The following is a 12,344-nucleotide window of genomic DNA, read 5'->3' on the forward strand; positions in this document are numbered from 1 at the left end:
TTTTGTAATTGAATCCGCCATTTACGCAGGAGGACAGATACAAAAAAGAAGAAAGAATAACCAAGTTATTCTTTCTTCTAATTATTAGTCAGATAACCGAATCAGCTTATCAGATAACAGTTACGATAACTGCGTTCTTGATTGCGTTATTTACGTCCCATGTACCGTTGACCTTTGCAGCGATAGCTACCTTGTAGCTCATGCCGGGTGTCAGGTTCTTAGGAGTTACGAAAGAAGTAGTGGAACCGGAAATAGACTGAGTCTGGATCCTCCACTTGCCTGCCAGATATACTGCGATACCGTAGTTCTGAGCATTCTGAACAGGGCTCCATGTGAACTGGATCTGATGATACTGAGCGCTGTAGTTCACTCTGATATTTGTAGGATAAGTATTGCCGGAAGGCTGATAAGGATCGGGATCATTGTTAGTCTTCTCGGGGCCCTTGATACCTGTACCTGCTACCGCACCGATAACTTCGTCAACATAGAATGAAGTTGTAGAGCTGTCAGTCTCAACGTAGATCTGCATATTGGAAGCATCAGAGGGAATCTTGAAGTTTGTGTTTGCAAGCTGTGTCCACTCGCCCTTCTTTACAGTTTCAGTAGCGATCTTTGTGTAATTTGTGGTGCCGCTGGCATCATCATACTGCATTGTGAAATGGAACTTATCGGTTGCATCGCCTTCAGTATACTTTACTATCGCACTGAAGCTATATTCATTGCCGGGCTGGAATGCGCGAGGACTAAGTGTGTAAGTAGCACCGTTCCATGCGCTCTCTCTGCCTGATACATACAGTGAGCTGTTGCCAACGAATGCAGTAGTATTGCTGGAAGCTACCTTTGCAGAACCTCTTCCGGAGAAGTCATCGGTAGAACCTTCAAATCCGCAGTTGAAGTACCAGCCGTACTGATTAGGCTCAATAGGCTTAACTTCAGCGCCGCCGTTGAACTTGGAACCATCGCCCCACTGGCTGTCGGGAATGATAGAAGTGATGTAGTTGTAAGCAGTCTTGGGCTGGTTGTTTCCATCGTAAAGCAGAGGCAGGTTTCCTGTTTTGCCTACCCAAGAGTTATTATCGTTAGGACCCCATACCTGAACAAGTGTAACCTTACCCTTGTACTTGCCGCTCTTGTTTACGTCAACACAGTGCTGGAAAATAGCCTTGTACTTTTCTGCCTGCTGCTGATCGGTATACTTATAACCGTCACGGGAGATATCAAGCTCAGTTACCTGAACATCGATACCGAGGCTGAGGTAGTCATCCATTGCAGCAAGGTATTCCTGAGTTGAACCCCAAGAATTATATGCGCTACAGTCAATATGCGACTGCATACCCATGCCATCCAGCAGGCCCTTGTTGTGCAGAGGAACAAGTATAGTGTTCTTTATGCAGTTTTTCTTATCACGAGCGAACTCATTGTAATCGTTGTAGTAAAGCTTACAGCCCTTAGGTGCATACTTTCTTGCATAAGTGAATGCCTTTTCAACGAATGAGTTGTTTCCGTAAACTCTTACCCATGCAGAAGAACCGTTCTGTCCGTTAGTTCCGTTGGTAGGACGCAGACCGCCGTTATTAGCTGTTCCGTCATAGATTACCTCGTTACATACGTCATAAGCGTAAAGGTTTACAGAAGGATACTGTGTAGCGTATGCATTGAACATATTCTTGATGTAGCTTTCCATACGCTGATCCATAGTGTAGGAATTTACATAGCCGTTGTTGTTATTGAATCCCTGCTTGAAGAACCACTCGGGAGTCTGGCTGTGCCATACCAGTGTATGACCACGGAAAGCGATATTGTTCTTTGCGCAGAAGTCAAGTATAGCAGCGCAGCGGTTGAGAGTTACTTTAACATTGGTATCGGTAGAACCGCTCTGAACGATAGTAGCATCAGGCTTAGTCTCGTTCTCGCACTCAATAGCATTGTGATCTTTGAGCATTATGCCCTTGATAGCGGAATTATTAACTGTACTTCCGTTCAGGATATTACCTACACGGAAATAGTCAGCAAACTCATCCTTCAGACCCTTGCCGTAAGGAGCTGCAGCAGCTATAGCAGCGGACTTGTCAGCAGTTACCTTGACATCATCAAAGATGAAATCATCAGTATTATCGTTAGTAAGAGTCAGTTCATACTCGTAGGTGTTTTCAGGTGCTTTGTAATCACCTGTAAGTTCAGCCCACTTGCCTCCCTTGACTTTCTTTTCGTCAAGAGTTACAACAGTCACTTCATCTGTCTCTTCATCAATGTACTTCAGAGTGAGTTTGAAAGTGGTATCCTTTTCACTGAGTACCTGCATCGAATAATCGTAATCAACACCGCCGAAGAGGTAAAGACCCTTTGACGAAGCAGCGCCGTCCTCGGTTGATGTACGACCTGTGACCTTCATACCTCTCGAAGAATCAAAACCGCCGTTATCAACAGCAGTAAGTTCTATTGAGGTATCTGTACCGTGCCAACCATCATAGTTGATCTCGAAACTGTCGTAAACGATCTCCTGCGCATAAACAGGGGCAGTTAACTGCGGCATAGCTGTTGTCAGACAGCTGAGAGCCATCAGCGATGCCAGAATTTTCTTATGCTTCTTCATAAAAAAGACCATCTCCTTAAAAATAAAATCGTTGAATAACGTGTGAAAATTTAAATATCAAAAATAACATATTGTTATTTTTTCTAACTATATTGTACAACAATCGAGGTGAACTTTCAACCTACTATTTGCAGATTGAGTGAAAAAAATGCAGATTTGCTCTTGATTTTTGTGATTAATGTGCTATAATAATAATTAGTAATCAATTATAAGCTGACAGAATGAATGAAATAACAGGAGTATATTTTAATATAAGCTATCATGTGTGCATTTATCTGCTCACAGGGTGTAAGATGTGATACCATATGTAAATGGTAAGAAGGGGTATGAATATGAATACTAACAAACGCCCGCTCATCGGCGTATTGACCGCCCGAGCGTCGGAAGCTGAACAGCGGCAGCTACTCAAAGGCATACTATCTAAAGCCTATGAGCTTGACATGGATATCGCTGTATTTTCAAATGTATATAATATTTCGGAGTACTATGCAGATGTTGAGGTGGAAAACAAGGTCTACGAGCTGGTACATTCCGAACAGCTCGATGGTGTTATAGTCACTTATGAATCTCTTATTTATCCCGATATGCAGAAGAGCATCTGTGAACATATCAAGGCTCTTGATGTACCTGTTGTTATGATAGATGCAAAAATAGACGGCTTCACCTGTATAAATACAGATGTGAAGAGTGATCTGAGGGATATCGCCCGTCATCTAACCGATGTACACGGTATCAGAGATATAGATATACTGACAGGTCAGGAGGAGCTTGAAACCTCACAGCTTCGTATCGAAGGCGTGAGAGAGATCATGATGGAAAGAGGTCTCCCATTCAGCGAAGAAAATGTGATATACGGCAACTTCTGGAACACCTCGGGTGAAGATCTGGCAGAGGATTACATAAGCGGAAAGCGAAGGATACCTCAGGCTGTGATATGTGCAAATGATTATATGGCTTACGGACTTCTTGATAAACTTTTCCACTACGACATATCAATCCCTGAAGACCTTACAGTAATAGGATATGAACATATCGGAGAAAGGATCTATCACTCCCCTGTTCTGACCACCTATCAGCGCAACCGTGCAGCCATAGGTGCAAAAGCCGCAGCACTTATCTATTCAAAGCTCACAGGGGCTCCAACGCAGGATATCGACACTTCCGGATACATGATTCCCGGCTACACCTGTTCCTGCGGTATGGAGAAAAAATATCTCCTTGAAGAACTGGTGGATGTCAGGGAAATCAAAAAATATAACGATATGAATTTCTGCGGAACATTTGAACAGCAGGCCGTCACCTGCCGATCCATCTCCGATTACATACAAACTCTGCGGAACTTTTCCAACATGATAAGAAATGTTTCGGGTATATATCTATGCCTGTATGAGGATTGGTGTACACGTTCACACAAGGCTTCTATAAAAGATTTCTCAAACAATGAACCTATGATATGTTACACCATAATCAGCCCCGACAAAGTCATGGATGACCCCGCTTTCTTCACAAGGGGTCAGCTGTACCCTTCTGAACTTATCGGTGCAGAAGACAAAAAGTTTCTCTTTTTCGTACCATTGTTTTCAGAGGGAAAGGAACTCGGGCATTTCATTTTCCGGTACACCTCACCCGATACCTATGATCAGGCAATGATCGTGTGGCTGAAAATAACCGTTAATGCACTTCAGGTGCTCCGCATGAAAAATGACATCAACACCCTGCTTGAATGTACCAATCTATCGGAGTACCACGACACTGCTACAGGGCTTTACAACGAACAGGGCTTCACCAACGAGCTTGCCAACGCCTGCAAAAAGCTGGGCGAGCAGGAAAATCTTGCTCTTATAATGGTACGCACAGGCATCTTTTCCGACGACAGCCGTATCGATAAGAAAAATCTCTCTGTAAGAATGGATATAGAGATCTCGGATTGTCTGAACCAGACCACCGCCAATATCAACGGTTTCTGCGGAAAGCTTTCAGACAAGCTGTATATCATTTCCGCCACAGGACAATTTACAGATGAAGATATCGCCCTTATCACGGATAAGCTGGAGATCATAATATCACATTCTCCCCTTTACATTCAGGAAAGAGGTATTGACACCCTCTTTATGGCATCAAAACTCATCTCGGCTGATGATAACACTGAGGAGTGTATATCTGCACTTAGCGAAGATATCAACATGAAGATCAAACAGCTTTCCGATAAACGGCATCACGCCTACTACAATGACTACCTGCAGGTCAGGAACTCCATGTACCGCGACCCCGGAAACGAGTGGGACGCCCAGAAGACTTGCCGTGATTTCCGCCTGAGCTACGGACATTTCCGTGCCACCTACAAGGATATTTTCGGCATAAGCTTCCATCAGGATCTTATAATGAGCCGCATCGCCATGGCGAAATATCTCCTGCTCACCACCACCATAGGCATACCTGCTATATCCTTTAAATGCGGTTATAAGGACGAAAAATATTTCATGCGCCAGTTCCGACAGCTTACAGGCAGTACCCCCAACAGCTACCGCAACAGTTCTATCTGAATATCGCTGATGATACTTTGTATACCATCACAAAAATCCGGCAGACTCCAAAGTCCGCCGGATCTTTTTTGCTCGTTATTTTTGAAATACTATTACTTCACAGTAACCGAGAATGCTCTTGCGTTCAGGTTGGAAGTATCCCACTTTCCGTTTACCTTTGCACAGATCACCATCTCAACCTTTGTGCCTGCTTTCAGTTTGGGTGAAGTGAATATTGTATCCTTAGTGTAAGAATATACTTTCCACTTGCCGCCTTGCTTGACTGCCACACCGTACTCCGTTGCCCCCTTAGCCTTTGTCCATTTGATCTTGAACTGATGATACTGCACGTTGTACTCGATATTTTCGACAGCAGGATATTTAGTTGTCTCTTCCAGAGGTGTTACAGTTATCGCTTTGGAAGCATCCATCTTCCACTCGCCGTTTACCATAACAGCAACTGCTACCTTGTAGTTTGTTCCTGCTTTCAGGTTCTTCAGAACGTAGGATGTTCCATCGCCCTTAGCAAGCATCTGCCACTTGCCACCTGCATAGCCGCACACAGCGTACTTTTCAGCTTCCAATATCTCTGTCCATGTGAGTTTGACAGCATTTCTGCCTTTCTCAAAAGTTAAATCGGGAGACTTATAAGACGAAGGTGAATACTTGTATGTATCGGTATACTCCTTACCGCCTATAGTTGCCTTAGCGGTATATATGGTCACATCGCCCGCGCCCTTTTCCGAGGAAACCTCAGCCGCATAACTGACTTTCGCACCGCAGTCACTGCATACGAAACAGAATTCAGCGGCGAAGATATCACATTTCTTTTTCCATCTGCACTGGGGCTTTTCGGAATAATGATGCTCTGAAGCCTTTGCAAGTATTTCGTCCTCGGTCAGACTTGTTCCGTGCGAGAAATCGAATCGCTCGATCTGACCCTTTGTCAGAGAGAGAGAATCATCAGTAATCGGTATGGATATGATATAATTATTTCCATCAACTTTTACACACAGCATATCAGGACTAATGCTCTTACCGAATTGAATAACATCATATGAACGCCCCCATATGGATTGATCTTCGATCACATCATGTCCATCGCCAAGTTCAAAGTAATATGTATCATCATACTCCTTGCCTCTTATATAGTCATTTCCCTTGCCACAGATGATATAGTGGTTCTCATCAGGTACAATGAACGAATCGTCACCATCGGTAGCCTCAACTACTGCCATATCGAGCATTTCCAAAAATGTCCACTCTACACCGTTAGCAAATTTCGCTTTCTCGATAGGGTGAAGAGGACCTGAAAAACCGGACTGATATATACCTGGCAACTCAACTGCATCTTCAGAATCCTTGACCTTGATCGTTATTGTATTGCCAAAACGAGCTATGTATACTTCATCAGAATTGATATCCTCAAACAGTACAGTGTCCTCACCGCCTGGAGGATATGAACCGCCGTTTGATTCATTGAAAATATCGTGACCGTCACCGCGGCGGAATATCAGAGTATCGGTGCCGCCGCCCGCATTTACAAAGTCATTGCCTTTGCCGGGGGTTATAACATCATCTCCGCCACTTGTATAGTACTTGTCATCGCCGTCTGTACCAACTATGAAATATCCGATAGAATCCTTTCCGGTAAATTCGGAAGTATCCTCGACATATCTGCTGCGGTCGAGATAATCATGAAGATTCCATACAGTTCCGTCCTTGAATACCACATACTCAATTGGCTCCCTATACTTTGATGCACCATTCTGATAAACACCGGGGATATGAACCGAACCCTTTTTATCACCCTTAACATAGAAAGTAAAGCCGCTGTCTCTGCGGACATAAACATCTTCAGGGTTGAGGTCTGCAAAGTAAACTACATCGGTACCGCCGTTGGACCAAGCATTTATCGAATCAGTGATAGTATCATTGCCGTCACCGTAGTAATACACAAAAACATCATCGCCGAAACCACTGTTTATGGTATCGTCACCCTCACCTGCAACAACGATATTATTGCCGTCAAGAGTAATTACGTCATCGCCCTTGCCACTGAGAATTACGTTATAACCGGGATCATCTGCGGTGAAAAGTCTGTTGCGTTCACGGCTTATTGTGATATTATCGTTTCCGTCTTCTGCAACGATAATATCATTTCCGTTTGATACAGTTACATTATTGTTGCCGCTGCCTGCATGGATATAGTATTCATCGCCGCCCTCGGCTGTTATAGTATCGCTTCCCTTTTCGCCCCAGATAACAGTGGATTCGAGATAGCCATTTATCTCGTCATCTTCGGGAGTTCCCTTTATCTTGTTTACAAGCTTTATGATATCCGTATAACCGAGAGTTATATCAGGCGAGAACTGTATATTCTCCACCCTGTTCAGCGGGTTTTCAAAGTAGTCATCAACAAATACAAGTGTTTCATTGGCAACGTCAAGTATATACAGATCACCGCCGTCACGGTAGAGGGTAAAATGTGTATCCGATGTGTCATAATCGAATACTATCGTATCTTCATCACCGGAATTGCGCTCGCAGAAATCACGGATGTAAACATAGCCGCTGCCTTTTTGTATCTTGTATGTATCGCTGCCCGAAGCGCAGTTGTAGATGAAGTTCTTATCATAAGAAGGTGTTAACTTTACTTCATCTTCAACAATATTCCAGTAGCCATATTCGGTCATGAAATCTTCGATCTGCTGTAATGCTTCATTACGTGTATTTATGGCAAAGAAGACCTTGTCCAGTTTCTTGAGAATCTCACACGCCTGAGCAACAGTTATTTCAACGAATACATCGCCCTGAAGAACATCAGGTCTGTTTTCAAGACCATACACAAGTCCGTCACGGTAAAGCACTGCATCGCCATCGATGTAATACAGCTCATATCTACCAGGATTTGCAGTAAGATCCTCATAGTCTTCCTGAGTCATCACAATTTTAGCCTGCTCGTCAAAATTCTCGGTGATGTATTCCTTGCTGATATTTGCGTGACCTGTGATCTTGTATTCATCATACTTATACTTTATCAGCTTGAATACGCTGATGAACTTAATGATGCCATGTGGGTCAAAATCAGGATCATACACAGCATCTATAAACTCGGCATACTCTTTTGCTTTGCCCTCAAGTGTAGGATCATCGGCAAAATTTGTGCCTTCCTTCAGCGGATCGCTTATGCCTTTGACTATTGCCAATGCCTGAACCGTGTCGGTCATAGCCGCATAGTCATCAAAGTAATCTGCAGCAAAAGCCGGTACAGCACAGCCGAAAGTCAGCGTAAGTGCCAGAACAGACGCCATGATTCTCTTCGTAGTTTTCATGTGATTAAACCTCCTGTCTAAATTATCTTTTTTGTCCTAATTAAACATATCCATTGTTTTACAATGACGCAGTCATTATACTACAAAATATATAATTGGTCAATAGTTTTATATAATATATATAATTTCATACATTTTTTAACCATCATTAAGTAAATATAATCATCATTATTTCATAATTGGTAAAATATTATTTCGTCAGAATTAATGATATCATTGAAAACCAAAACCATCTACCTCAACATCAAGGCTGCACTGCTTAACTTAACGTATATTACAGCAGTTAAGTAAAGCGTACAATCGTAAAAATGCCCATTAATCATTAATCCTTATTATTTGAATTTAACAAAAATATTAACAATCGCAAGAATTTACTTTACATACGATAATTGCTATGTTATTATAATAGTGTAGGTGAACTGAAAAACGGTCATTTTGTACTTGTCATTTTTGAAAAAACTCATTGATCTATGAGTTTTTTGCTGAGATACAAGAAGCCTGATGATCTACGTTTGCCCGGAGACAGATCATATTTTCATTTCAGAGACAGACACTTTTATCAGCCGCGCAAATTTTAACCCGGAACTTTTGCGACGGCTGTAAAATCGTTTACTCATATTTGAAAATTAGTATCTGCTAAATAAACCTACAGAAAGGAAGATTTATATGGGAAAGGGAAATTTTCTCAAAAGATCACTTGCCTGCGTATCCGCAGCAGCAATGATGCTCACCGGTAATGCAGTATCGATCGCTGATGCCGCTGTGATCGACAAAGATAATCCCAACAACTACCACAACTATGCAGAAGCTCTGCAGCTTGCTCTTTGTTTCTACGATGCAAACAAGTGCGGCGACCAGGTAACAGGTGACGGCTATTACTCATGGCGTAATAACTGTCATGTGAAGGATGGCTACATCCCGCTGCAGCCCATGAGTCCTATGCCTACGATTGGCAAGGGCAAGACCGACGATCAGTTACAGGAGGACCAGGGCCTCGGAAACACCGATGACGGCAAGACCAAGCCCAACCTCGGCGATACTGACCCCTCACTCTATGTCGGCGTCAATATGTCGCAGAAGTTCATCGACAAGAACAGGAAGTACCTCGATCCTGACGGAGATGGTACTCTCGACCTGACAGGCGGCTGGCACGACGCGGGCGACCACGTTAAGTTCGGTCTCCCCGGAAGCTACTCCGCCTCCACTGTGGGCTGGGGCTACTATGAGTTCCGTGATTCCTACAAGGAACTGGGTCTTGACAAGCACGTTGAGGACGAACTCCACTGGATAAACGACTACTTCATGAAAGTTACTTTCATGGACGACAAGGATAATGTCATCGCTTACTGCTATCAGGTGGGCGAGGGTAACAACGACCACAACTACTGGTGCCCTCCTGAGCTCCAGGTAGAGGACACAATGGTAGCTTCTTCTTCATGCGCTGTTAAGCGTCCTGCTTACTTCGCAACCGAAGAGATGCCAGCTTCTGACCAGTGTGCAGGTGCTGCTGCATCGCTGGCTATCAACTACCTCAACTTCAAGGACACTGAACCTGCATACGCTAAGAAGTGCCTGAAATACGCTAAGGCACTTTACGATTTCGCAGTAAAGACACACGTTGAAGACTGGGAGCCCGGCAAGGTGCCCAACTGTTACAGCTTGGGCTACGACGGCGGTTTCTATACCTCCAGCTATGACTACGATGAGCTGGCATGGGCTGCTGTATGGCTCTATTACTGTACCGAAGACTACGATTATATCAACGATATCATCGCAGTTGACGAGACTACCATAAACGACAAGGGTGCTCATCCCTACACAGGATATATGAAGCGTATCATCACCGATACAGGCAACTGCTGGCAGAACATCTGGGTACACTGCTGGGATACAGTATGGGGCGGCGTATTCGCTAAGCTGGCTCCTGTTACCAATACAGCACGTGACTGGTACATCTTCCGCTACAACCTTGAATTCTGGTCAGGCTGCGCTGAAAGCGTAGATTCCTCCGAATGGGGTTATGAGCCTGTTCACGGTCACAAGTACTTCGGTATGGATGACTATCTCTGGAACACAAAGATGACTGCAGATAAGATCGCTGATCTTCCTATCAGCGAGACCAGCGGCGACTTCATCGCTAAGTCTCCCAAGGGCTGGGCAGTCGTATCGGGCTACGGCTCTGCACGTTACAACACAGCTGCAGGTCTCTGCGCTTGCGTATACGCAAAGACCACAAAGGACGAAACATTCCTGCCCTGGGCAAGAGCTCAGATGGAATACATCCTCGGCAACAACCCCATGGGTTATGCTTATGAGGTAGGCTACGGCAACAACTTCGCAAGCCATCCTCACCACCGTGCATCTCACTGCTCCGCTACACAGAGCATGGACGATCCCGTAACACAGGTACACACCCTCTGGGGCGCACTTGTAGGCGGTCCCGATCTTAAAGATAATCACGTTGATATTACCAAGGACTACATCTACAACGAGGTAACAGACGACTATAACGCAGGCTTCTGCGGCGACCTTGCAGGTCTTTATCACTACTACGGACGCAAGGGCGGTAAGGATGCCAAGGAGAACAAACTGATCGAGAACTTCGATATGTCCTCCAACGCAAAGGGCTACGATCAGGTAGACGAAAAGGGCAATAAGCTGCCTGTAGGATACTTCGTATCAGGTGCTAAGGCTCAGGAAAAGGAAGACGGTGTTCAGCTGAAGGTCGTTCTTCACAATAGAACAGTTAATCCTCCAAGATTCGAGTGCGATGTTAAGGCAAGATATTTCTTCAACATCAAGGAACTCCAGGATAAGGGTTACGGCATCGATTATATCACCGCACGTATCGACTACGATCAGGTTGCAGGATATTCCAACAACAAGTCACACGCAACTCTTTCCGACCCCGTTAAGTACGACAATAAGGGTACATACTACGTTGAGATCACATGGAAGGACTGCAAGTTCTACGGCAGCCGTGTTTACCAGTTCGCTCTCACAACAAAGATGGATCCCGATAAGTTCATCTTCCCCGAGTGGGATTCTTCAAACGACTACAGCTATGGCGATCTTGTAAGCTTTGACGATGATAACGCAGCTGAAGCTATCACAAACAAGATCACACTTTACGCTGACGGCAAGCTCATCTGGGGCACAGAGCCTAACGGCAAGACTGCTGCTGATGAAAACACCAGCGGCAACAATACAGAAGTTGCTAACCCTACCGTTAAATGTGATTCCACCACATCCAATTCCGCAAAGATCAGCTGGAGCAAGGTTAGCGGTGCAACCAAGTACGGCGTATACGGCAACGAAAACGGAACCTGGAAAAAGGTTACTGAACTTACAGGTACTTCCTACACATTCAGCGGCCTTAAGCCCAGCAAGAGCTACAAGATAGCTGTTCTTGCATTCGTAAACGGCAAGTATAGTTCCGATTTCTCCAAGGCAATAACATTCACTACCAAGAGTGAATCTTCTTCCACTACTTCTGATTACCCAGAGATAATCAAGGTAGATTACAGCGAAGATTATCACCAGGTTAGACTGACATGGAAGCCTGTAAAGGGTGCGACCAACTATGGTATCGCTGTATATCTGGCAGGCAAGTGGAGAGTTCAGACTTCTTCCATCTCTGCATCCGCTACAAGCTATGTTACTCCCAAGAACCTTACACCCGGCAAGAGCTACAAGGTAGCTGTGGCTGCAAAGGTAAACGGCACTTGGACAGTAAATGATTCCCTCAAGCACGCTGTTACAGTTACTGTAAAGTAATTACAGAAAACAAAAGGCGAAATCAACGGCTAAGTTATAACAGCCTGAAATGAATTGACATGCCGGAGCTCATATGAGTTCCGGCGTGTTATTTTATTATCTTATTTAAACAACAGA

4 protein-coding genes are annotated in these 12,344 nt (G+C 44.3%); 2 read left to right on the plus strand and 2 right to left on the minus strand.

Translation table 11 applies throughout. The features are described 5' to 3' along the window. Nucleotides 1–109: 109 nt before the first annotated feature. Nucleotides 110–2,593 carry an endo-1,4-beta-xylanase gene (locus tag BMY75_RS15285; RefSeq protein WP_074835531.1) on the minus strand — a complete coding sequence of 828 codons (2,484 nt, stop codon included), beginning with the start codon at nucleotides 2,591–2,593 and terminating at the stop codon, nucleotides 110–112. A gap of 332 nt (nucleotides 2,594–2,925) precedes the next feature. Between BMY75_RS15285 and BMY75_RS15290 the strand changes: the two genes are divergently transcribed. Further along, entirely contained in the window at nucleotides 2,926–5,136 is a 2,211-nt protein-coding gene (locus BMY75_RS15290) for a substrate-binding domain-containing protein (RefSeq protein ID WP_074835534.1), read from the plus strand. Nucleotides 5,137–5,228: 92 nt separating this feature from the next. Here BMY75_RS15290 and BMY75_RS15295 read toward each other — a convergent pair whose 3' ends face one another. Then, a complete protein-coding gene (locus tag BMY75_RS15295) occupies nucleotides 5,229–8,450 on the minus strand; it encodes a calcium-binding protein (protein ID WP_074835536.1) in 3,222 nt (1,073 codons plus the stop codon). A gap of 666 nt (nucleotides 8,451–9,116) precedes the next feature. Between BMY75_RS15295 and BMY75_RS15300 the strand changes: the two genes are divergently transcribed. Then, nucleotides 9,117–12,227, plus strand: coding sequence for a glycoside hydrolase family 9 protein (locus BMY75_RS15300; RefSeq protein ID WP_170844322.1), 3,111 nt, complete (start codon nucleotides 9,117–9,119; stop codon nucleotides 12,225–12,227). The last annotated feature ends 117 nt before the right edge of the window (nucleotides 12,228–12,344 follow it).

The sequence above is a fragment of the Hominimerdicola alba genome, assembly GCF_900109655.1.
Lineage (GTDB): Bacteria > Bacillota > Clostridia > Oscillospirales > Ruminococcaceae > Hominimerdicola > Hominimerdicola alba_B.